Origin of the sequence: Variovorax sp. W2I14, from assembly GCF_050435205.1 — a bacterium.
Classification (GTDB): Bacteria; Pseudomonadota; Gammaproteobacteria; order Burkholderiales; family Burkholderiaceae_C; genus Variovorax; species Variovorax paradoxus_C.
In genome coordinates this window covers 4,670,130-4,693,631 of record NZ_JBNDJX010000001.1, presented here as the reverse complement: position 1 = coordinate 4,693,631, position 23,502 = coordinate 4,670,130, and the positions used below count along the sequence as shown (strand labels likewise).

The following is a 23,502-nucleotide window of genomic DNA, read 5'->3' as shown; positions in this document are numbered from 1 at the left end:
CTTCTCTTGGGCTTTGGCCCCCCGGTCTCGGCGCAGCCGAATGCCGAAGCCGCGGCCAGCAAGGCCGAGCAGGCGCGGCTGGCCGATACCGACACCTTGCTGGCACTGACCAGCGAAGGCGCCGTGCTCTACGGGCAGGACGCGGTCAAGCTCTCGGGCTATCAATACTGCAGCCAGGCCGTCGCATTGGCGGAGGCGGGCGAATTCCGCCAGAGCATCCGCGCCGCGAGCAAGGCGCTGCACCTGGCCAACGCCACGCGCGATCCGAACCTCATGGCGATGGCCAACCGCGACCTGGCGATCGTCTACAGCTACTCGGGCCAGCTCGAAAAAGCCGAGGAGTTCGCACGCGAAGCGCTCAAGCATCCGGCGCGCGATCCCAAGCTGGTGGTCGGCCCGGTGCAGAAGGTGATCGGCGACGTGCGCACGCGCCGCGGCGATTTCGCCGGCGCGGTGCTCAGCTACGACGAAGCGCTCGCCAACAGCTCGCCGCGCTATGCGCCGCTGGTGCAGGCCTCGCTGGTCAACGCGCTCATCGAATCGGGTGACGCCGTGCGGGCGCGCGAAGTGCTCGGCACCATGCCGCCGCCCAAGGACGCACCGCTCACCGCGCAACTCGACCGCACGCGCGCCCGCCTGCTGCTGGCCGAGAACAAGCCGGCCGAGGCGCGCGACATGTACCGCGCGCTCACCGCGCGGCAGGTCGGGGCCGATACCGAGTACTACCGCCTCTGGGCCTGGGACGGTGTGGCGCGCAGCGAGATCGCGCTGGGCCAGAAGCAGGCCGCGGCCGAGGCCGTGGGCCAGGCGCTGGGCGGCGTGGACAAGGTGCGCGCCAGGTTCCGCAGCGAAGAATTCAAGATGGGCCTGTTCTCCGACCTGCAGTCGGTGTTCGAGCGCGGCGTGTCGGTCTACAGCGATGCGGGCGATGCGCGCGCGGCCTTCGAGGTCAGCGAGCACAGCCGCTCGCGCGCGCTGCTCGATGCGGTGCGCGGGCGCGCGAAGGTCAGCGAGCAGGCTTCCAACACCGTCGACCTCGCCACGCTGCAGCGCACGCTGGCGGCCGACGAGCGCGTGGTGCAGTTCCATTCGCTGCCCGACCGGCTGGTGGTGTGGGTGGTGAGCCCGAGCGCGATTCAAGAGAAGACGGTGGCCGTGAAGCGCGAGGAGCTCAACGAGCTGGTCGAGACCTTCCGCAACTCCATCGTGCGCGGACGCCGCACCGCCATCACCAACGCCGACAAGCTCGGCGCCGCGCTGCTCGGGCCGCTCGGCCTCGCGCCGGGGCAGCGCCTCGTCATCGTGCCGCACGGCCCGCTGCACTACCTGCCGTTCCAGGCGCTGCGGCTGGACGGCCGCTACGTCATCGAGACGCACCCGGTGTCGGTCGCGCCGTCGATGAGCATCGCGGTGCAGCTCGCGCAGCGCACGCCGCGCGTGAACGCATCGCTCACGGCCTTCGGCAATCCGCGCATCGAGGACAAGTACGACCTGCCCGGCGCCGAGACCGAGGTGAAGCAGCTCGCGCAGCTCTTCCCGCGCAACACCGTGTTCATGGGCGCGGCCGCCACCAAGACGCAGTTCCGCGACGTGGCCGCGCGCTCGCCGCTGATGCACGTGGCCGCGCACGCCGAGGCCGATGCGGTCGATCCGCTGTACTCGCGCATCCTCCTGGCCAACGAAGGCGGCAAGCAGAACTTCCTCGAGGCGCACGAGATCCTGGGCATGCCGATGGACGGCACCGCATTGGTCACGCTCTCGGCCTGCGAATCGGGGCTCGGGCGCATCGCGCAGGGCGACGAGGTTCTTGGCTTCACGCGCTCGTTCCTTTCGGCCGGCAGCTCCAGCCTGATCGCCTCGCTGTGGCCGGTGTCGGACGACGCCACCGCGGTGCTCATGGGCACGCTCTACGGCGAACTCTCCAAGGGCCGCGACCTGCAGAAGGCCATGCAGGCCGGACAACTCGCCGTGCTGAAGGACCCCAAGATGTCTCATCCCTTCTTCTGGGCGCCGTTCAACCTGATCGGCAACTGGCGCTTGACCGTCGGGAGCTGATCCATGCGCAACGCCATGAACAGCAGCAACCGCTCCACCGCCCTCGCTCCACGCAGTGCACTGCGCCCCATCGCCTGGACCACCGGCGCCCTGGTGTCGGCCGTCCTCTTCATGGCGGCGGACCGCGCGCATGCCGAGAAAGTGGCGCAGGCCGAACAGCGAGCCGCACCGGTCAACGGTGCCGGCGATGCTACCGAACTGCTCCCCACCAAAGACCCGTGCGGCACCTGCGACCGTCCGCTCGCGCAAGCGACCGGCACCGTCGCACCGCAAAGCCTGCCCGCACCGCCGCGCCCCGCCGGCACGACGTTCAAGCTCAACGACCTGCGACTGAACGGCGTGAAGGCGCTGACCAACGCAGAGCTGCGGTCGATCACCGCACCCTACATCGGCCGCGACGTCACGCTGGGCGATCTCGAAGGACTCGCGCAGGCGATCACCGCGCGCTACAAGGAGCGCGGCTACTTTCTCGCGCAGGCCATCGTTCCGGTGCAGACGGTGCGCGACGGCATCGTCGAGATCAGCGTGATCGAAGGGCGCCTGGGCAAGGTCGACGTGGTCGTCGCGCCCGATGCGCCGCTCAGCGAGGCGCGCGTGCGCGGCTTCCTCGCGCCGCTGCAGCCCGGCGAAGCGGTCAGCGCGCAAGGCTACGAGCGCGCGATGTTGCTCCTGTCCGACCAACCGGGCGTGAAGGTGTCGTCGGGCCTGCAGGAAGGCACGTCGCCCGGCACCACCGACCTCTCGGTCGAAGTGGCCGCCGCGCCGCGCTGGGCCTTCACGGCCGAAGCCGACAACCACGGCACCAAGGAATCGGGGCGCTACCGCGTCGGCGGCACCGCGCGCTGGCTCAGCCCCTTCGGCATCGGCGACAACCTCGACATGCGCCTGATGGTGTCCGACAGCAACGACCTGCAGTTCGGCCGCATCGCGTACGAGGCGCCCATCGGCACCAGCGGGTTGCGTGCGGGCGTGGGCCTCGCGCGCGTCAACTACGAGCTCGGCGGCCAGTTCGCCGACTACGAGGCGCGCGGCCGCGCCAACGTGCTCGACTTCTCGCTCAACTACCCGCTGATCCGCCAGCGCCAGCAGAACCTGTTCCTGCGCCTGGGCGCCGACATCAAGGACCTGACCGACGAGGTCGGCATCGCCAACACCACTTCGCGCAAGCGCGTGCACGGCCTCAGCATGGGCTGGACCTGGGAGCGCCGTGACGAAGTGCTCGGCGGCGGCTACTGGGCGAGCACCGGCACGCTCTACCACGGCAACCTGTCGATCCGCGATCCGGAAAGCCGGCTGGCCGACCAGAGCCTCGGCGGCCACAACACCGAAGGCGGCTTCACCAAGATGACCTTCCAGCTCTCGCGGCTGCAGGCCATCGTGCCGCGCCACTCGCTGTACCTCTCGGTCGGCGGCCAATGGGCGAGCAAGAACCTCGACGGCTCCGAAAAGCTCGCGCTCGGCGGCGCGCGCGCGGTGCGTGCGTACCCCTCGGGCGAACTGCTGGTGGACCAGGGCGTGATCGGCACGGCCGAGTGGCGCTGGTCGTTCAACGAAGAGCTCACGCCCTTCCTCTTCTACGACGCCGCACGCGGAAAGATCGTGCGCAACCCCACGGTCTTCGACGGCCCCAACAGCCACAGCCTGCGCGGCTACGGCGTGGGCGTGAGCTGGTCGCGGCCGGGCAATTTCTCGATCAACGCCACGCTCGCCTGGCGCGCCGGCACGCCGCCGGCGCAGACCGACGGCGGTGGGCGCAATCCGCGCCTCTACGTGCAGCTCATCAAGGCGTTCTGACCATGAAGCAACGCAGCAATCCTTCCCGCCAACGGCCCCGCCACCATCGCGGCCTGCAACTGCGCCCCCTGGCGATCGCGCTCCTGTGCGCCGGCCTCTCGCCGGCCATCGCGCAGGTGCTGCCCACGGGCTTTCTTCCCATCGCCGGCGGCGTCACGATGAGCCAGAACGGCGCCGTGATGAACATCAACCAGCCGTTCGCGCGCGGCATTGCCAGTTGGCAGACGTTCTCGATCGGCGCGGGCGGCACCGTCAACATCGTGCAGCAGAGCGCCAGCAGCGTGCTGCTCAATCGCGTCACCGGCAACGAGCTCTCGACCATCGCGGGCACGCTCAACGCCAACGGGCGCGTCATATTGGTCAATCCCAACGGCGTGATGTTCAGCCAGGGCGCGACGGTGAACGTGGGCGGCCTCATCGCCTCCGCGCTGGCGCTGACGACCAGCGACAAGAGCTTCATGGACGGCGCCACCAAGCTCACCTTCGAGCGCGCCGATCTCAACTCGGCCGAGGTGCGCAACCTCGGCAGCATCACGGCCACCGGCGGCGGGCCGGTGGTGTTGATGGGTGCGGCGGTCGGCAACGGCAGCACCGGCGCCATCACCGCGGACAACGGCACGGTCGCGCTGGCCTCGGGCCGCAGGATCACGCTCGATCTCGTGGGCGACGGGCTCACCAACCTCGTGATCGCGCCCGATGCCATGGCCACCCATGCGGCCGTCAGCAACAGCGGCACGATCCAGGCCGACGGCGGACGCGTGGCGCTCGTCGGCAGTTCGGTCACCGCGGGCGAACTGGTGGTCAACCAGACCGGCACGGTGCGCGCGCGCAGCATCGGCACGCGCAACGGCGAGATCATCCTCGGCGGCGGGCGGGACAACCAGGTCGCGATGACCGGCGGCACGCTCGACGCCACCGGCGATGCGGCCAACGAGCGCGGCGGCAGCATCCGCATCGCGGCGGGGCAGGTGCAACTGCAGGCCAACGACAAAGGCCAGCAGGCGGTGGTCGATGCGAGCGGGCTGGCCGGCGGCGGCACGGTCGCGGTGCGCGGTTACGACGTGGCGCTGTCGTCGGGCTCGGTGCTGCGCGCCAGCGCCACCGGCGAAGGCGCGGGCGCGGGCGGCGCCATCGACGTGGGCACGGCAACGGGCCAGGTCCTGGTGGACGGGCTCACCGCGCCCGAGCGCATTTCGCATGCGCAGGTGTTCGGCGAACTGAGCGCGCGCGGCACCGGCAGCGGCGCTGGCGGGGCGATCACGACCTCGGGCGATTTCCTGCGCATCAACCCGTCGAAGGTGGATGCCGGCGGCGGCACGCAAGGCGGCGCCAACGGAAAGTGGACGGTGACCGCCGCATCCGACCTCAACGTCGTTTCGGCCGCCGACATTCCGGCCTACGACAGCACCTACCCGCCGTTGTCGATCACCAACGTGAGCGCGGAAGGCATCGGCGGCGCGCTCGGCCGCGGCACCGATGTGACGCTCTCCAGCAGCAGCATCGGCGACAACGCGGGCGTGCGCTTCGCCGCGGATGCCAAGGTCATCAAGTCCGAAGGCGGCACCGCCACGCTCAGGGTCGATTCGGCCGGCAGCATCGTGATGGCCACGGGCTCGGCCATCGATGCCCGCACCGGCGCGCTGCACGTCGACTTCAACGCCGACTCGACCGGCCGCGTCGCGCAGAACGCGGCACAGATCAACAGCGGCTCCGGGCCGGTCACCGAACTCGATTACGCAGGCTCGATTCGCCTCGACGGCGCCACCATCAACGCCAACGGCGGCTCGGTGCGCTTCTTCGGCCAGAGCGACGCGGCCAACGGCCGCGCCATCGGCGGGTCGGCCTCGCACACCGACGAGCCCGCCGATTCGTGGCGCGACGGCGTCTACCTGAACGCAAGCTCCGTCACCACGAGCGGCAGCGGCCAGGTCTCGATGCGCGGCCAGGGCCGAAGCTGGGTCTCCGACCCATCGGGCACCGGCGGCTTCTATGTGGGAAGCGGCGGCGTGGTCGTGACGAACGACAGCGCCGTGCAGGCCGGCACCGGCGGTGTCACGCTCGACGGCGTGGCGGGCTTCGGGGCGAGCGGCGTGGCGGTGCAGGACGGCGCCAAGGTCGTCGCCACCGGCGACATCGCGCTCACCGGACGCGGCGCCGCATGGAACGACACCTTGCCCGCCGCCGGCGCGGGTTCGAGCACCGCGGTGCTCATCGACGCCGCCTCGATCGCGAGCGATCGCAACGTGCGCATCGACGGCACCGGCGCCGACCTCGACGGGTTTCGCACCAGCAAGGTGTTTGCGGCACAGAACGACTTTGCCGGCAGCAGCCAGGGTGTCTCGATCTACGGCAGCGTCACGGCGGGCGCGGGCCAGCGCATCGACGTGAACGGACGCGCCGGCAACCAGAGCTTCACCTCGACGCTCGACGACAGCGGCAACATCGTGGTGACCCCGTTCGGCCAGGTCTACGGCGTCGTCGTGCGGGCCAACGAAGCGCTGCCGAATCCGCTGCGCACCTCGGGCGGCACCATCGCCATCGACGGGCAGGGCACCGACGTGTCGCTGCGCATGGAGACCTTCGGCTCGGGCTCCTTCGCGCTCGCCGCGGCACCAGAGCCGGGCGCGCTAGCGGCCCCACCCCAGCCCGCGCTGCTCTCGGTGATGAGCGAGACCGGCAAGGGCGGCAACATCTCGGTGCGGGGCCGCAACATCGTCATCGACGGCGCGGAGCAGTTCGGCGACGTGCCGCTCGTCGGGCGCCTGGATGCCAGCGGCGCCACCGGCGGCGGCAGCATCGACATCGCCGCCACCGGCGTGATCGCCGTGGGCGCCAACGCCAGCCTGGAAGCCAACGCCACCGGCTCGGGCAACGGCGGCAGCGTGAAGGTGGTCGCGGGCGACAGCCTGCGCGCCTACGGCAACCTCTCGGCGCGCGGCGGCGCAACGGGCGGCAACGGCGGCTTCATCGAGACCTCGGCCGCGCAGTTCGACCTGGCCGGCATTCGCGCCGACGCCTCGGCGCCGGTGGGCAGCGCGGGCTCGTGGCTGATCGATCCGTTCGACGTCGACATCGTGAGCGGCGTCGCCACCGGCTCCCTGACCGGCAACCCGTTCGATCCGATCGCCACCTCGACCATCCAAGACGGCGACATCAATGCCGCGCTCAATGCCGGCACCAGCGTGACGATCGGCACCGGCAGCACCGGCTCGCCTTTGCTCGGCGACATCCACATGTCGAACGCGAAGGGCGCGGTCAACATCAACTACAGCACCAACAAGGGTCCGGTGACCTTCCAGCTCGATGCCAACCGCAGCGTGCGCGGCGACGCGGGCACGGTGATCCAGTCCACCGGGGGCGGCGCGCTGAACGTGGTGTTCAACGCCGACGTCAACAACGGCGGCACGGCCACCGGGGGCGGGCAGATCAGCTACAGCGGCGACATCTACACCAACGGCGGCAACGTCGTGATGAACGGCAGCTGGGCCAACCCCAGCAACCAGGGCGTGAGCGTGCACCTGGACGGCAACGAGATCGACACCCGCGTGGGCCGCAGCGACGCGGGCGCGGGCGGCTCGGTCACGATCGTCGGCAAGAGCATCGGGCTGGGCGGCATCGGCGACGCCGCCGTCGCCGTCGACGGCGTGCACATCTCGACCTCGACCGGCAACGTGAACATCACCGGAACAGCCGAAGGCGCATCGGGCGTGCGCCTGGGCTCGCGCTTCGTCGCGACCGGCATCCCGAACCGGCAGACCGAGATCACGAGCACCACGGGCAACATCACCGTGCTGGGCGTGGGCAACAGCGTCACCAGCGCCGGCACGACGCCGGGGCACGGCGTGATCATCGACCAGTCGGCGCTGCGCTCGATCGACGGCGACATCACGGTGCGCGGGCTGCGCCAGGCCGGCGGCCCCACCGTCGGGGACGGCGTGCGATTGACCACCGGCGCGCAGCTCGTGACCAGCGGCACCGGCGACATCGAACTGAGCGGCCAGTCCGTGGGCAACGGCGCCGGCGTGCGGGTCGGCCCGCAGGCGGCGCTGGGCGGCGCGTTCCCGCCCGTTCTTGCGGACGTCATCGTGTCCGCCGGCGGCAACACCGTGCTGCGGGCCGGCAACGACGGCACCACCGATGCGCTGGTGATCGACGGCAAGGTCAGCGCCGCCAATGTGATCAACCTGCGGCCGGGCGGCGTCGATGCCGCGGGCAACGGCACGGACCAGACGGCCACGCCGATCACCCTCGGCGGCACGGCCGCCACCGGCTTCGCGGTCTCGGCCGCCGAGTTCGGGCGCCTCACGGCCCCCACCATCGTGGCGGGGAGCAACGCGCATGCCGCGAACATCGATGTCGTGGGGCCGCTGACCCTGCCGTCCGCATTGACGCTGCAGAACGGTGGCGGCGGCAACATCCAGCTCGGCGGCGCGATCACGGCGACGCGGCTCGGGCTGCTCAGCGCCGGCAACATCACGCAGGCCGCGGGCGCGCCCATCACCGCCGGCACGCTGATGGCGCGCTCCACCGGCGGCAGCGTGCTGCTCGACACGGCGCCGAACAACGTCAGCGCCGCCACGGTGGGCGGCGGCGCGGCCGGCGCCTTCCGCTATGTCGATGTCGACACCGTGCAGCTCGGGTCGGTGTCCGTCACGGGCTTCGATGCCGCGAGCAATGCACCGCAGGTGCAGTCGGCCACCTCGATGGCGGCCGACACCGTGTTCGTGCGCACGCTCGCCGGCGACCTGCTACTGGGCACCAACGTCAGCAGCACGAGGGGCACCGATCTCGTGGCGGCCTCGCGCTTCCAGAACCTCGGCGCCTACACGATCACCGGCGCGCCGTGGCGCGTGTGGGCCGACACCTGGGTCGGCGAAACGCGCGGCGGCCTCTTCGGCTCGGGCCCGCTGCCCAACCTGTACCACTGCGCGTACCTGGGGTTGTGCACCGTCACCGTGTCGCCGGGCGACAACCACTTCATCTACGCGCAGCAGCCCTTGGCCACGGTGGTGATCGGCAATGCGACCCGTCCCGAGGGCCAGGCCAATCCGCCCTTCACCTACACCGTCGCCGGACTGATCCTGGGCGACACGGCCTCGAGCTTCAGCGGCGCACCCGGCACGTCGGCAACGCCGGACAGCCCACCGGGCCTCTATGCGATCGATGGCAGCTTTGCTTCCGCCGCGGGCTATGCGGTCAACGTGCGGCCGGGCGATCTGACGGTGACGGAGGCGCCGCCGCCTTCAGTCGTGCTCCGGTTGCCCGACTTCCCCAAGCCCGACGTGCTGCGCGAAGTGCCTTCCACCTGGCTCTACGACCGCAACATCGGCCCGCCGCCGATCTGCTTTGCGACCGGCGCGCTCGAAGGCGACCTCGCATCGCAGGGCGGCGATGTGCTGGCGCGCGAATGGTCGCGCGTGCGGTCCCGGCCGAATCTTTCGAGTTGCGTAGACACCGAAAAGCGCAACGGCTGCGCCGATTTCTGACGGCGGCGCTCACGCCTTGTCAATCCACAAGAGCCGTTCGGCTGAGCTTGTCGAAGCCGCGCGCCCACCGCGAACAGCCCTTCGACAAGCTCAGGGCGAGCGGTGTCATGGGCGAATGGCCACCGCATGGTTCGAATTGCCCGACAACCGTTCGGGCTGAGCTTGTCGAAGCCTTGCGCCGACCGCGAACAGCCCTTCGACAAGCTCAGCGTGAACGGTTTTATCTTTTCGAACGCAACCCCGTATCAGCCGCCGCGCGCCGCAAGCAGTTGCAGGTAGCGCTGCTGCGCGCCGGCCTCGACCGCGCGGCGCTCTTCGAGCAGCAGCAGGCAGCGCAGTGCGAGATCGAAGGAGCCGTGGCAGTGGTGTGCCAATAAGGCCAGATGCCGCAGTTGCTCGTCGTCCATCGCCTCGGGGCGGCGGATGTCGCGCATGTAGACCAGGTCGGCCTCCAACAGCTGGCGCAGCGGCCGGCGCGGATCGCCATCCACAACGCAAGGCGCGATCGGCCACTGCTTCACCGCGGCGAAGCAATGCGGCACGAAGCCCTGGCTGCGCAGTTCCTGGTCGATCTCGCCCTGGGTCGGCTGGTCCTTGTAGAGCGTGACGAAGGACACCTCGGTCTGCACCATCACGGCTTGCGCCAGCCTGGCGCGGCCCGCGCGGAACACCGCGAGCTCGCTGCCCTGCACATCGATCTTCAGGAAATCGAGATGCGCGATTTCGGCGATGTCGTCGAGCCGCCGCGTCTGCACCGCGATCCGTTCGCGAACCTCGGCCAGCGGCTGCAGGGCCTCGAAGAGCGCGAGCGATTGCGCATCGGGCGCGAGCAGGCTGGTCATGCCCGGCGCTGCGCAGACATGCAGCGTGTGCATGCCGCCGTCGCCGAGCGCCCACGGCAGGTAGCGCTCGAGCGGGCCCTGCGCCTGTGTCAGTTCATGCAGCGCCGAAAGCTGCGGCTCGAAGCCCGTGACCCGGCACAGCCCGGCTTGCAACATCGCGAGATAGGGCGGGTCGCCGTCGATCGGGTTGGCCCCGACATCGACCACCTCGGTCAGCCGCTGCGGCGCGAGGATGTCGCGCAGGTCCGCGTCTGTGCGCGCGGTCTGCGTCACCGTGTTCACCGGCCTTCGCGCACGGACAGCGCACGGCCGAAGTGGCCTGTGTAGGTGCGCGTGCCCTGGTGCGACAGGTTGGAGCGGGCATCGATGAAGACCTGGCCCCCGATCGACTGCCAGCGGCGGCAGAACGCGAAGTCTTCCGCCAGATAGGCGCCGTTGTCTGGCTCGGCGAGCACGTCGAAGAAGCGGTAGTGCGGAAGGTCGCGTGTCGCGGGATCGGCGGCGCGCTCGGGTGTGTAGCGCAGTTGCGGATAAGCCGCGGCGAGACGCTCGAACACGCTGCGCGCGATCAGCATGAAGCCCGTGGGCGCATCCAGCACCTCGATGAATCCCTCTGCGTCCACCGAGAGGCGAGTGTCGAACGCATTGGCCGGAAAGCTGGCGTGCAGCGCCTCGAAATCCTCGCGCGTGGCGCCGGCCGGCAGCGGCTCGCGAAGCCCGCCCGCGGGCCAGCCGTCGGTCTTGTGCGGGTAGATGCCCGCCACCACGTCGCGCCCCGCGCACAGAAGCCGGAGGGCCGCCTCGGGTTCGAAGCCGATGTCGGCATCGATCCAGAACAGGTGCGTCCAGCGGGTGTCGGCCATGAACTCAGCGACGAGGCGGTTGCGGGCGCGCGTGATGAGACTGTCGCCATCGAGAAAGCGTGTCTGCATCGGGAACCCGTGTGCCCATGCCAGGTTGACCAGGCCCAGGAGGCTGCGCACGTAGAGGCTGGTCATCGTGCCGCCGTAGCTCGGGGTCGCGACGAAAGGGCGGATGTCTTTCAGGGCAGAGAGGTCGGGCATGGCGGGATGTCCTAGAGGGCGGTCTGCACGCATCGTGCGGTCGGCTGCGGGGCCACCATAGCACCCGCGCCGCGCGCACGCCCTCCCGGATTGCCCTCGGCCCGCTCGCTTCAGAAGGTGTGAATGAATTCGGCGTGCCCGAGCAGCCCGCCCAGGCGCGCCCGATCAAGGCGCAAAGCACAGCCATAGCTCGGGCTATGGCGAGCATTTGCAACGCCGAGCGGGTGTGTCTGGGCGGGATGAGCGGGCATGGCGGATTCGTTCACACCTTCTCAGACGCCGCGCGCGCGGCGGTTGGACATGACCACGTTGTCCTTCGCGATGGCTTGGCCTTCCTGCATCGCGGCGATCCACGCGGCGGTCGAGGTCACGGCTGCGAAGTTGCTGTGGAACACGACGCTGAAGACGCGGTGGATCTCTTCCGCCGTGACCTTGCCTGCGTCGTTTGCATACGGCAGTGCGCCGCTTGCGTCGGCGAGGAACTCCACATTCAGGCCGCGGTGCATCGCCTCGAACACCGTCGATGCATCGCAGTTCTGCGTCATGTAGCCGGCCACGCTCAGCGTGTCGATTTCGTGGCGAGCAAGCCAGTCGGCGAAGTCGGTGCCGGTGAACACGCTCGGGAAGGTCTTGGTGATGAGGTGATCGCGCGGACGGTTCGCAACCTCGGGGTGCAATTGGCCGTTGTGGGTGTCGGCCTGGAACACCGGCGCGCCCTTGGGCGCGTGGTGGCGGACCACGACGACGGGCACGCCGGATGCACGGGCGGCGTCCATCGCCTTGGTCACGTTGGGCAGCGTGTCCAGGATGGGCGGGTACTCGATCGGCAGGCCGCCGCCTTCGAAGTATTCGTTCTGCACGTCGATCACGACGAGGGCGCGGCGGGGTGTGGGGGTGTTGCTCATGTCTGGCTCCTTCTCGGTTGGTATGGCTTGATTGTTCGCGCTTTGCCGGTTCGTCGAAAGTGGCCCGATAGCCAATCATCGATAAGATCGGGCCATGGCCCGCACAACCACCATGACCACCGAAACCATCGCCGTCGTCGCCTTCGACGGCATCAGCCCCTTTCACCTGTCCGTGCCTTGCATGGTGTTCGGCGAAGACCGCACCGAGACTGGGGCGCCGCGCTTTCGCATGCGCGTGTGCGCGCCGGAGCCGGGGCCGCTGCGGACCAATGCGGGCTTCGATCTCGTGGTGCCGCATGGGCTGGAGGCGATCCGCCGGGCGCAGATCGTGGTCGTGCCCTCATGGCGTGACGATGGGCGGCCCGCGCCGCCTGCGTTGATCCGCGCGCTGCAGGCCGCGCACCGGCGCGGCGCCACGGTGGTGGGCCTCTGCCTCGGTGCCTTCGTGCTGGCCGAGGCGGGCCTGCTCGATGGCCGGCCTGCCACCACGCACTGGAACCTCGCGGCCACGTTCGCCAGGCAATACCCGAAGGTGAGCCTGCAGCCCGAGGTGCTGTACGTGGACGACGGCGACGTGCTCACCTCCGCCGGCACGGCCGCGGGCATCGACTGCTGCCTGCACCTCCTGCGCGTGCGCTACGGCGCCGAGACGGCCAACCGCGCGGCGCGGCGCATGGTGGTCGCGCCGCACCGGCAGGGCGGGCAGGCGCAGTACATCCAGCAGCCCATGCCCGCGACGGCGGAGCGCGACCGGCTCGCGCCGTTGCTCGAATGGCTGGGCAAGCACCTCGATGTGCCGCACGAACTCGACGAGCTCGCGCGCCGCGCGTTGATGAGCCGCCGCACCTTCACGCGGCGCTTCCGCGAATCGACGGGCACGACGGTGGGGCAGTGGATCCAGAACCAGCGCCTCGCCTTGGCGCAGCGGTTGCTGGAGACGACGGACCATCCGGTCGAGCGCGTGGCCACCGGCGCGGGCTTCGGCTCCGCGGTGTCGCTGCGCAAGCACTTCACCTCGGCGTTCAAGGTGTCGCCGACGGTGTATCGCAGGCAGTTCTCGCGGACCGAAGAAGCGGCTTGAGGCGCCACCACCGTTCGGGCTGAGCGCCGCCGTTCGAGCTGAGCGCCACCCTTCGGGCTGAGCGCCACCGTTCGGGCTGAGCTTGTCGAAGCCTCGCGCGGCGCTTCGACAAGCTCAGCGTGAACGGATCGGGTGGGGATCGTTTCCGAACACAAGCTGGCTTCAAGCCGCGTGTGCATGCCGCCGCGTGGTGAGCAGCGCGCGCAGCTTGGCCGGCGGCACCGGCTTGGTCAGCAGCATCACGCCGCCATGCCGCAGCCGCTGCAGCACCTCCGGCCCTGTCGCGCCCGACACCAGCACCGCGAGCGCATCGGGCTGCAGGCGCTTGGCGGCGTCGATCACGTCGACGCCATCGCCGTCGCCGGCGAGTTGCAGGTCGCACAGCACCGCATCGAAATGGATGTCGCCTGTGCCCATCCGCGCGATGGCCTCGGCGCCGGTGGCCACGCATTCGACCTCGCAGCCCCATTGCTCCAGCAGTGCGCGGCTGCCGTCGAGGATGGCGGGGTCGTCGTCCACCACCAGGCAGCGCAGGCCCGCGAGCGGCGCGGGCGCCACGGGTGCGGGCTCGGGCAGCACGACGTCGGCGGCGCGCGCGGCGGGCAGGGTGAAGGCGAAGGTGCTGCCGGCCTGCAGCGCCGAGCGCACGGTGATGCGGGTGCCCAGCAGCGTCGCGATGCGTGCGCAGATCGCGAGCCCCAGGCCGAAGCCGCGGCGGCGGTCGCGCTCGGTGTTCGCCACCTGGTAGAACTCCTCGAAGATCCGGCCCTGGTGGATCGGCGCGATGCCCACACCGTTGTCGCGAACTTCAATGCGAACGCCGGATGCGATGCGTCGCGCGGCCACCAGCACGGTGCCGCCTTCGGACGCATGGCGCAGCGCATTGGCCACGAGGTTGTTGACGATGCGCTGCAGCATCGCCGCGTCGGTGCGCACCGCCAGGCCCCGGTCGCTCCAGCGCAGCCGCACGCGCGCCTCGATGGCAGCGGCGGCATGCTGCGCATCGAGCTGGTCGAAGAGGGCGGCCAGCGAGATGCGGGTGATGGTCGGCGTGAGCACTTGCGCATCGAGCCGCGAGATTTCCAGCAGGTCGTCCAGCAGCACGCCCATGAACTCTGTGCTCTCCTGCAGCCGCAGCACGGCCGGGCGCTGCGCCGCGCTGGCGGTGGGCAGCAGGCCGTCGATGAAGAGGCCCATCGCATGCAGCGGCTGGCGCAGGTCGTGGCTCGCGGCTGCGAGAAAACGCGCACGCGAAAGCGCCGCCTGCTCGGCCTCGGCCATGCGCTGCAGCGCGACGGCGGTGGCTTCGCGCACCCGCTCCTCGCTCACCTGGCGGTTGTGCTGCAGGCGTTCGGCGAGCCGGTCGATGTCGTGCGCGAGCACCGCCAGTTCGTGCGAGCCGCGGGTGCCGCCCTCGACCACTTCGCAGCGCATGTCGAAGTGGCCCGCCTCCAGCGCGGCGACGGTGCGCGACACGCGCCGCAGCGGCCGCGCCACGGTGCGCGCCATGTGGCGCACCGAGGCCCACGCCGCCAGCAGCGCCACCAGCGCGATGCCGATGCCCGCCATGAGCGAGCGGCTGCGCTCGCGTGCGTAGGCGGTGGTGTCGCGGAAGGTCTGCACCAGGCCGATGGGGGTGTCGCCCGCCGCGGTGGAGCCGGCGGGCGCGAAGGCGCTGGCGCGCGAGGCCTCGCGCAGCGTGACCGGCGAGGTGAACATGCGCAGCTGCGCGAGCGATTCGTTCTTGGGCCCGGCCGTGACGTACACGCCCGCGCTGTTGCTGATCTCCACCCGCATCACCTGCCCGCCGCGCAGCGCGGCATTGGCCACGTTCTGCAGCGCCGGCACGTCGCCCGCGTACAGGCTCAGGTCGGACATGGCCGCCACCTGGCGCGCCACGGCCTCGCCTTCGGCATCGAACTGGGCTTCGAGCGTCTGCAGCCGGTTGTGGGTGAACCAGCCGGTGAGCGCGAGCGCCACCGCCGCGCACGGCACCACGCCCAGGCGGAACAGGTCGCCCTGCAGGTTGCCGCGCACGACCAGCGTGGACGCGGTGCGCGCCTGTGCTGCATCGTCGCCGGCGGGTGCCGGACCTTGCGGGGGCGGCACGGCGCTCATCGCGTGGCCGCGAGACGGTCGGTCAGTTCCCGTTCCTCCGGCAGGCGCAGGCCGAGTCCGCGTGCCACGGTGGCGTTGACGCGCACGGTGGCGGGCGTTGCCGCTTCCACCAGCGGGCTGTTGCTGCTGCCTACGCTGGCCACCTTCTGGCCCAGCAGGCGCGCTTGTTGTGCGAGTTGAGAAGGCGTCGAGACCGCCGCCGCCAAGCCGCCCGAGCGGACCAGCCCCTCGCTGGCACCGAACACCGCGAGGCCCGCGCTCGCGCCCGCGCGCAGCACCGACAGCGTGGCCGCCTGGTTGTCGCCGATCAGGTCGGGCAGCACCATCAATGCGTCGCTCATCGGCACCACGGTGCGCAGCGCGGCGGCAAGCGACCTGGCGTCGGGCGCGTACTCCACGCGCACCTCCCACGCCGGGTTGGCACCCTGCGCGGCGCGCTGCAGTTCGCGCACCAGCGGCTCCGATTCGGGCGTGGCGACGATGCCGATGCGGTGCTTCTGCGGCAGAACGGCATGGATGAGCGCGAGCTGGTCGGCCATCGCCGGATCGCGCAGCAGCACGCCCACGCGGCGGTCGCTGCGTTTCAGGGCGGGGCTCGCGGCCTTCAGGGCCTCGTAGTCGAGCCGGCTCAGCATCGCGATCACCAGCGGCTCTTGTCCGGGACGTTCGACGGCGGCCCGCGCGGCCGCGACGCCCACCGCCATGGTGAGGTTCGCGTCGGCGGCCGAGGGCCGCATGCTGCGTGTGCGAACGCCCGCATTGGCGCGGGGTTCGGTCTCGGCGCTGGCGGTCTCGATGCCCTGCGGCATCTCGCCGGTCGGCGAGAGGCGCACCAACTCGAAGCGGCCACCGGGTTCCTGGCCCGCGCGCAGTTGCTGCACGAATTCCGAATGCGCCGGGTTGTCGTCGCTCATCAGCACGGTGAGGCTGGGCGCCGCGGCTGCGCGGCTGGCCATCGACAGGCCGAGGAGGCCGATCGCCACGCCCGCGGTCAGGCCGAAGGCCAGCGCCGCACGCACGGCGCCGGGCAGCCTTCCGAGGAAGGGATGGAAGAGGTGTTTCGCGACGACGGACATGTGACTGCTTCTGCAGCGAGGGTGCATCACTCAATGTAAGGAGGCGCCCTGTTTCGCGCGATAAGGCGGAGGGGCTATGTCTGTCCCCGCGACCCTGTGTCAGCGTGATGAAGTGCACACCGCAGCGGCCGCACGGCCTATGTCCGATGGCGTAGGGCCGTTGTCAGCCGAGACGGGCCTTGACCTTGCGCCCCAACGGCTCTTGCGGCCCCAGCCCGCTCTCGCGGTGCTTCTGGCCGCCATCGCCGTGCCGGATGGCTGGCGCTGTGCTGTTGTTCTCATCTTGTCCAGCCGACAGCAGCCGATGTCGTTGACGTGCTGCTTGCGCAACTTGATTGCGCAACGCACGATGGGATCGAAGCGGCACACATAAGCTGAATCCGTGGGGCACATGCACGGAAATCACGATGACTCCTCAAGGAAATTGAAGATGAAATGCAAGAACTACGCTGCGATCGTTGCGCTCTTCCTCTTGGCACGGCCCGCTCTTTCAACGGAAATCCCGGAAGCCAGCGGCAAATTTCGGGCCCAGTTGATCAAGGAGAACACCGCCAGCTGCGTTGCAGGCATCGAGGTGAAACCTGAACTGCGAGCGCTGTTCACGCGCAAAACGATCGAGGCGTTTTGCACGTGCCGTCAGCGATACAGAGCGGATGTCATTGCACAAGCCGCGAAGACGGACAAGCGCGGCAAAGCTGTTGAAGACGAAGCGCACGAGTACGCGCAGGCGAAGTGCAATCACATCTTGACCCAGCAGCTTGAGCATGAATGAGCGTCACGTTCGGTGTGGGGCATCGGTCGTAGTTCCGTGTCTGATGCAGTGAGGCTTTGCATCCACGGGGCCCGGGCGGATTGCCCCTGTTTTCATGCGACGGCGACCCATTCGACAAGTTGGGTCTCATAGTGCGTCCCAAGCCTTTCCAAGACTTCAGGCTGTTGTTCGTAGTACTCGGAATCCTGTCGCTCGAATCGGTCTTCGGCTGCGAGGTCCGCATACGCTTGAAGTGACTCGGTTTGTGGGACGGGCGTGTTCGCGAGATCCGCCCAGCAGTCTCGCAGCAGCTCGACCTGCCTGTCTGCCCCGATCGTTCGCAGAGCTTCAAGTGTTTCAGGGACAGAGGCGCTTCCCCGGTTGTGAAAGTACTGAAGGTGCCCACCGTTTTGCACCTCTGCGTCGTAGATGTAGGCCAGCCAAAATGACTTCAAGCCTGGAAGCGTCTGCGCCTCTTTGTGTTCCGCGAGGTACATGATCAAGGCCCAAAGGCGAGCATCCTTGTCATTCGCGAGTTCCGACGATGGGATCGTGGTCAAAGGTGACATGAATATCTCATTGGTGATGGGTGACGCCGGCATTGGATCCTCTGGAACGCAGCCATTCAAGGCAGATGCCCGCCGGCACTGCTTGACTGCGGCTATTCCACGACGTTCAGCAGCGCCGCTGCGCGCTGCGCGTGAATCGATTGGCGCAGCACCCGCGGCGAGACCGGCTTGTAGAGCACCGCGATGCCGGCGCTCGCCACTTCGCGCAGGCGGTCGGGCTTGGTCTCGCCGGTGACCAGAAGGCGCGCCGTGCCGGGGCCGATGCCGTGCGGATGGCGCTCCAGCGCGGCGATCACATCGAGCCCGTTGTCGCCGCCCTGCAGCAGCAGGTCGCTCACCACCACGTCGGGCGGTTGCTCCCAGGTGTCGGCCAGCGCGAGCGCCTCGGCGCGGGTCTGCGCGACCAGCACCTCGGCGCCCCAGTTGGCGAGCACCACGGAGAGCCCTTCGAGGATCGTGCGCTCGTCGTCGATCACCAGGATGCGCAGGTTCGCAAGGCTCGGCTCCCCGTCCTCCATGCCGGCGGCCACCGGCGACGGCGCGGGCGACGGCAGCGCGGCCGGTGCCGAGCGCACCAGCACCCGCACGCAGGTGCCCTTGTGCAGCCGCGAGCTGAGTTCCACCCGCGTGTTCAGCAGTTCGGTCAGCCGCTGCACCGTCGCGAGGCCCAGGCCCATGCCGCGCGCGCCGCGTGCCGCCTGGCGGCCGGCCGGCTCCACCTGATAGAACTCCTCGAACACCCGCGTCTGATGCTGCGCGGCGATGCCCACGCCGGTGTCGACCACGTCGATGCGCACGCCCTTGCCGCGGCGCCGCGCGCCGATGAGCACGCCGCCTTCGAGCGTGTGGCGCAGCGAGTTCGACACCAGGTTGTTCAGGATGCGCGAGAGCATCACGTAGTCGCAGCGCACCCAGAGCTCGGTCTTGCGCGCCACCAGCCGGAGGCCCTGCTGCTCGGCCACCGGGCGGAAGTTGCGGCTGATTTCGTCGAACAGGCGGTCCAGCGGAAAATCGGCCCACTGCGGCTGCAGCACGCCCGCATCGAGCTGCGACAGGTTCAGCAGCTCCGAGAAAAGCCGGTCCAGCGATTCGACGCATTCGCGGATGTGGCCGATGCGCTGCAGCTTCACCGGATCGGTCTCGCCGTTGGCCAGCCCGTCCGAGAAAAGCGTGAGCGCATGCAGCGGCTGGCGCAGGTCGTGGCTCGCGGCGGCCAGGAGGCGCGTCTTGGCCTGGCTCGCCACTTCGAGCAGCGCGTTCTTGCGCGCCAGCTCGGCCGTGGCCTCGTTGATGCGGCTCTGCAGCAGCCGGCGGCTCTCGGCGAGCGCGCGCGCCGCGTGGTTGAAGCCCAGCTGCAGATGCTTCACCTCGGACGTGCCCTCGATCGCCACGCTCGCGTCCTCGCCCGCGCCCAGGCGGTCGACCGCCTTGCCGAGCGCGCGGATCGGCTCGCTGATGCGCCGCGCCGCCCACCAGCCGGCCAGGCCCACGCCCACCAGGCTGATCGCCAGCACCACCGCCACGTTGAGCCACACCGAGCGCCGGGCGTTCTGCACCGCGGAGAGGCTGATCTCGACCATCACCTTGCCGTTGTGGCGACCGTCGTCGGCCACGATCGGCACCACCACCTGCAGGCCTTCGCCGCGCGCGCGGTCGACGGTTTCGGAATTGGCCACGATCTCGCCGTCTTCCGTCCAGATCTGCACCTGCTGCACATGCGGCTGGTAGGTGCCCGACTGCGCCGTGCGCTGCAGGGCGCGCTTGTCCATGCGCGAGAGCGGCGCCTGCGCCACCGTGGCCACCTGCAGCGCCACCGTCTGCGCATTGGCGCGCATCAGTTCGGTGAGGTTGCCCAGGTGCTGGCGCGTCAGCACGGCGATGGCCGTCAGCGTGGCCGCGGTCGCCGGCACCAGCGCCAGCAGGATCAGCTGCTGGGCGAAGGTGAGGCGGGCGAGCCCACGCAGGACGCGGAAGTTCCAGTTCATCGAGGCCGCGAGCTTAGGAGCCCAACGCCAAACATGGAAGACAGGAAAAACATCACAAAATTAACTTGTATTTGCTATTTAATGGCGTCCGCATTGCCCATGTTAGACCCGCTGGTGCACAGCGGCCCTACGCCTTTCGGTCCTGAAAATGCTGGCTTCCCTGCGTCATTTCGCTGTCGTCCCCGCTGCTTTTTCCGCTGCTTTCCGGGCTGCGGCGCTGGCGTTTTTCGTCGGCCTGCCTGTCGTGGCCGCGGCCCAAACCGCCCAGGCGACACCGCTGGACAAGACCCCCGTGCGCTTCGGCATCCTGCCGCTGGGCGGCGCCTTCGAGTCGCGCAGCGACTGGGACCCGCTGCTGGCCGAACTGAGCCGCGCCATCCATCGCCCGGTGAGCGTGCTCTCGGTCAATTCGTACGAGGCGCTGGAGCAGGCGATCCAGCGCGACGAGGTCGACATGGCCTTTCTCTCCGGAAAGATGGCGCTGGACGCCGTGACCCAGCGCCGCATGAAGGTGGTGGCGCAGGTCGTGCGGCACGACGGCCTGCCCGGCTACCGCGCGCTGCTGCTGGCGCGCAAGACGCCGCCGCTCAATACATTGAAGAGCCTGATGGACCAGCCCGAACGCTGGCGCCTCGCGCGCGGCGAGAAGCAGTCGGTGTCGGGTTTCATCGTGCCGCAGCTGCAGCTTTTTCTGCCGAACCACATCGTGATGGAGACCCGCTTTTTGAGCGAGGTCGTCGGCACCCACCAGACCAACGCGCTCGCCGTGGCCAACAGCGAGGCCGACGTGGCCACCAACAACTCGGCCGACTTCGAGCGCTTCAAGCTGCGCTTTCCGGCCGAGGCGCAGCGGCTGCAGGTGCTGTGGGAGTCGGAACTGATTCCCCACGCGCAGATCGTGGTGCGACGCGAATATCCAGCCGAACTGCGCAGCCGCGTGCAGGCTTTCCTGACCGCCTACGGCCGCGGCAAGGGCCCGCGCGGCGACGCCGAACGGCTGGTGCTCAAGTCGCTGCACGACCTGGCCGGCTTCGTGGTCGCCGACAACAGTTCGCTGCAGCCCGCGGCCAAGCTCGCCTATCAATTGGCCAAGCAGAACGCCGTGACGGCCCAGTTCGTGAACGACGCGGCCAGGCAGGCCCGGCTCCAGCGCATAGAGAACGGCTACGCCGAGCAGGTCAGCGTGCTCAGGGACATCGCACCTTGACCGATCGCGCGACAGTCGACCGCCCTGAACAGCAGCACGCCTCAACAAGCCAAGCCGCGACATGCGCCCCGCACTCAAGCACCTGCTGACAGCCACCTTCATTGCAGCCACCGCGCTGCTCCCGCCATCGGCCGCCCTCGCACAGGTCGTGCACGAGAAACCCATCCAGTCCATCCGCTTCGGCGTGCTCCCGCTCGGCGGCACCGTCGAGTCGCGCGCCCTGTGGACGCCCTTCATGGCCGACATGAGCCGCTCCCTCGGCATTCCGGTCAATGCGTACTCGGTGCCGTCGTACGAGGAGCTCGACCGCGCCATCGGCAAGGACGAGATCGACATGGCCTTTCTCTCCGCCAAGATGGCGCTGGACGCCGTGATGCAGCGCCGCATGAAGGTCGTGGCGCAGATTGCGCGCCGGCCCGGCATGCCCGAGCACCGCGCGGTGCTGCTCGCGCGCAAGGCCGGCCCGCTCAACACCCTGGAAGGCATGCTCGCCCAGCCCGAGCGCTGGCGCCTCGCGCGCGGCGACAGCCGTTCGGTCACCGGCTTCGTCGTGCCGCAAAGCCAGTTGTTCCTGCCGAACAACATCGAGATGGAAACCCGCTTTCGCAGCGAGTTCGTCGGTACCCACCAGGCCACCGCGCTCGCCGTGGCCAACGGCGATGCCGACGTGGCCACCAACAACACCACCGACCTCGAGCGCTTCCGCCAGCAGTTCCCCATCGAGGCCGAACGGCTCCAGGTGATCTGGGAGTCCACCCCGCCGCCCGGCGCGCCGATGGTGGTGCGGCGCAACTACCCGCCCGAGTTCCAGGCGAAGCTGCAGAACTTCCTCATCACCTACGGGCAGGGCAAGGGCCCCCACGCCGATGGCGAGCGCGAAGTGCTCAAGAACCTGCGCGCGGCCTACGGCTATGTCGCGGCCGACGACAGCGCGCTGTTGCCCGAGGCGCGGCTGGAGTACGAACTCGGCAAGCAGCGCGCCATGGCCGCCGCCTGGGTGAACGAGGCGGCTCGCGCGCAGCGGCTGCAGCGCATCGAGAAGGCTTATGCGGAGCAGGTGCAGACGCTGCGTGCCGGCGGGCGCTGACACACCGCCGGGACGGCCCGCCTAGTCCCTTCGCCGTAGCTCCAAACCCCTTCGTCTAGGCCATTAGGCGGATTTGCCCGCCGCCCTCCGCGCCGGAAACTTCGTGTTTCTTTCAGGCAACCCTTGCCGTTGACGGAGTGCGGATGAGTTGGCGAACAAAAGTGGTCTGGAGCGAAGGGATGCTGTTGCAGCCTCAGCACCTGCAGCAGAGCGAGCGTCATGCCGACCATGCGAGGCATGTGCTCTTGCGTTCGACCACGCCCTACGCCTGGGGCTTTGCCGAACTCGAGATCGACCAGGCCGCGCTCACGCTGGGCAAGCTCGCGCTGGTGCGCGCGGTCGGCATCTTCGGCGACGGCACGGTGTTCGACATGCCGGCGGTCGATCCGCTGCCCGAGCCCATCGACATTCCTTCCACGATGCGCGACGAGCCGGTGGTGCTCGCGCTGCCGCTGCGCCGCGCCGGTGCGCGCGAGGCCGACGCGGAAGAATATGAAGAGCTGGTGCGTCACCGGGTGCTCGAGTCCGACGTGCCCGATTCCAACACCGCCGGCGAGCGCACCGCGATGCTGCAGCTCGGGCAGCTTCACACGCGCCTCATGCGCGCCAGCGAAGCCACCGACGCCTGGACCACCATGGGCGTCGCCCGCGTGGTCGAGCGCCGCACCGACAACCAGGTGCAGCTCGATCGCGGGATGCTGCCGCCGCTGCTCGACGTGGCCGGCCATGCGGTGATCCGCGCCTGGCTCGACGAACTGCTCGGCCTGCTGCGCCAGCGCGGCGAGGCGCTCGCCGGCCGCATGACGCAGGGTGGCACCGGCGGCGTGGCCGAGATCGCCGACTTCATGCTGCTGCAGGCGGTGAACCGCAACGAGGCCATCTTTGCGCACCTCGCGAAGAGCGCGATGCTGCACCCGCAGCACTTCTTCGAACATGCGCTCGGCCTCGCCGGCGACCTCTCGAGCTTTCGCGATACGCGCCGCGTCGCACGCTTCGGCCCCTATGTTCATGACGACCTCGCGCTGAGCTTCCGTCCGGTGATGGACGACCTGCGCCGCAGCCTCTCGATGGTGTTCGAGCAGTCGGCCATCCGCATCGAGCTGCACGACCGCAAGCACGGCGTGCGCGTGGCGATGGTCACGGACGTGGAGTTGCAGCGCAAGGCGACCTTCGTGCTCGCGGTGAACGCGAACATGCCGAGCGAGGCGCTGCGCGCGCGCTTCCCGACGCAGGTGAAGATCGGCCCGGTCGAGCGCATCCGCGACCTCGTGAACCTGGCACTGCCGGGCGTCACGCTCACGCCGATGCCGGTCGCGCCGCGCCAGATTCCGTTCCACACGGGCGCGAACTACTTCGAGCTCGAAACGCGCAACAGCGACCTGTGGCGCCAGCTCGAGCAATCCGGCGGCATCGCGATGCACATCGCCGGCGATTTCCCCGGCCTCGACCTCGCCTTCTGGGCCATTCGTTCATGAAGCCGCA

15 protein-coding genes are annotated in these 23,502 nt (G+C 69.5%); 8 read left to right on the top strand and 7 right to left on the bottom strand.

Annotated elements, in window-relative coordinates; genetic code table 11:
- The first annotated feature begins 6 nt into the window (after window positions 1-6).
- Genes QF040_RS21990 through QF040_RS21980 form a run of 3 tightly spaced genes read left to right on the top strand, consistent with a single transcriptional unit; the run spans window position 7 to window position 9,335 of the window.
- Entirely contained in the window at window positions 7-2,055 is a 2,049-nt protein-coding gene (locus QF040_RS21990; protein ID WP_429612807.1) for a CHAT domain-containing protein, read from the top strand.
- A 3-nt stretch (window positions 2,056-2,058) separates the two neighbouring features.
- A complete protein-coding gene (locus tag QF040_RS21985; protein ID WP_429612806.1) occupies window positions 2,059-3,849 on the top strand; it encodes a ShlB/FhaC/HecB family hemolysin secretion/activation protein in 1,791 nt (596 codons plus the stop codon).
- Window positions 3,850-3,851: 2 nt separating this feature from the next.
- Window positions 3,852-9,335 (top strand): filamentous hemagglutinin N-terminal domain-containing protein, encoded by a 5,484-nt coding sequence (locus QF040_RS21980; RefSeq protein WP_429612805.1) that lies wholly within the window; start codon window positions 3,852-3,854, stop codon window positions 9,333-9,335.
- A gap of 245 nt (window positions 9,336-9,580) precedes the next feature.
- Here the strand turns inward: QF040_RS21980 and QF040_RS21975 are convergent, their stop codons facing one another.
- The 3 genes from QF040_RS21975 to QF040_RS21965 form a co-directional block, all read right to left on the bottom strand.
- On the bottom strand, window positions 9,581-10,450 hold the full coding sequence (locus QF040_RS21975; RefSeq protein ID WP_429612804.1) for an FkbM family methyltransferase: 870 nt from the start codon (window positions 10,448-10,450) through the stop codon (window positions 9,581-9,583).
- Between the two features lie 5 nt (window positions 10,451-10,455).
- Window positions 10,456-11,241: a hypothetical protein gene (locus tag QF040_RS21970; RefSeq protein WP_429612803.1), complete on the bottom strand. Its 786-nt coding sequence runs from the start codon at window positions 11,239-11,241 to the stop codon at window positions 10,456-10,458.
- A 272-nt stretch (window positions 11,242-11,513) separates the two neighbouring features.
- A complete protein-coding gene (locus QF040_RS21965) occupies window positions 11,514-12,146 on the bottom strand; it encodes a cysteine hydrolase family protein (protein ID WP_429612802.1) in 633 nt (210 codons plus the stop codon).
- A 94-nt stretch (window positions 12,147-12,240) separates the two neighbouring features.
- Between QF040_RS21965 and QF040_RS21960 the strand changes: the two genes are divergently transcribed.
- On the top strand, window positions 12,241-13,227 hold the full coding sequence (locus QF040_RS21960; protein WP_429612801.1) for a GlxA family transcriptional regulator: 987 nt from the start codon (window positions 12,241-12,243) through the stop codon (window positions 13,225-13,227).
- A gap of 162 nt (window positions 13,228-13,389) precedes the next feature.
- Here QF040_RS21960 and QF040_RS21955 read toward each other — a convergent pair whose 3' ends face one another.
- Both QF040_RS21955 and QF040_RS21950 read right to left on the bottom strand, forming a co-directional pair.
- Entirely contained in the window at window positions 13,390-15,345 is a 1,956-nt protein-coding gene (locus QF040_RS21955; protein ID WP_429612800.1) for an ATP-binding protein, read from the bottom strand.
- Window positions 15,342-16,421: an ABC transporter substrate binding protein gene (locus tag QF040_RS21950; protein WP_429612799.1), complete on the bottom strand. Its 1,080-nt coding sequence runs from the start codon at window positions 16,419-16,421 to the stop codon at window positions 15,342-15,344. The genes QF040_RS21955 and QF040_RS21950 overlap by 4 nt, the downstream gene beginning before the upstream one ends.
- A 430-nt stretch (window positions 16,422-16,851) precedes the next feature.
- Between QF040_RS21950 and QF040_RS21945 the strand changes: the two genes are divergently transcribed.
- On the top strand, window positions 16,852-17,193 hold the full coding sequence (locus QF040_RS21945; RefSeq protein ID WP_429612798.1) for a hypothetical protein: 342 nt from the start codon (window positions 16,852-16,854) through the stop codon (window positions 17,191-17,193).
- Window positions 17,194-17,285: 92 nt separating this feature from the next.
- Here the strand turns inward: QF040_RS21945 and QF040_RS21940 are convergent, their stop codons facing one another.
- Complete coding sequence (locus QF040_RS21940; protein ID WP_429612797.1) at window positions 17,286-17,741, bottom strand: DMP19 family protein; 456 nt, start codon at window positions 17,739-17,741, stop codon at window positions 17,286-17,288.
- Between the two features lie 92 nt (window positions 17,742-17,833).
- Window positions 17,834-19,726 carry an ATP-binding protein gene (locus QF040_RS21935; RefSeq protein WP_429612796.1) on the bottom strand — a complete coding sequence of 631 codons (1,893 nt, stop codon included), beginning with the start codon at window positions 19,724-19,726 and terminating at the stop codon, window positions 17,834-17,836.
- A gap of 148 nt (window positions 19,727-19,874) precedes the next feature.
- Here QF040_RS21935 and phnD (QF040_RS21930) point away from each other — a divergent pair, with 148 nt between their 5' ends.
- The 3 genes from phnD (QF040_RS21930) to tssK all read left to right on the top strand — a co-directional run bounded on the left by phnD (QF040_RS21930) (window position 19,875) and on the right by tssK (window position 23,495).
- Entirely contained in the window at window positions 19,875-20,933 is a 1,059-nt protein-coding gene (gene phnD / locus QF040_RS21930) for a phosphate/phosphite/phosphonate ABC transporter substrate-binding protein (protein ID WP_429612795.1), read from the top strand.
- A gap of 61 nt (window positions 20,934-20,994) precedes the next feature.
- Window positions 20,995-22,020, top strand: coding sequence for a phosphate/phosphite/phosphonate ABC transporter substrate-binding protein (gene phnD, locus QF040_RS21925; protein ID WP_429612794.1), 1,026 nt, complete (start codon window positions 20,995-20,997; stop codon window positions 22,018-22,020).
- A 143-nt stretch (window positions 22,021-22,163) separates the two neighbouring features.
- A complete protein-coding gene (gene tssK, locus QF040_RS21920) occupies window positions 22,164-23,495 on the top strand; it encodes a type VI secretion system baseplate subunit TssK (protein ID WP_429612793.1) in 1,332 nt (443 codons plus the stop codon).
- The last annotated feature ends 7 nt before the right edge of the window (window positions 23,496-23,502 follow it).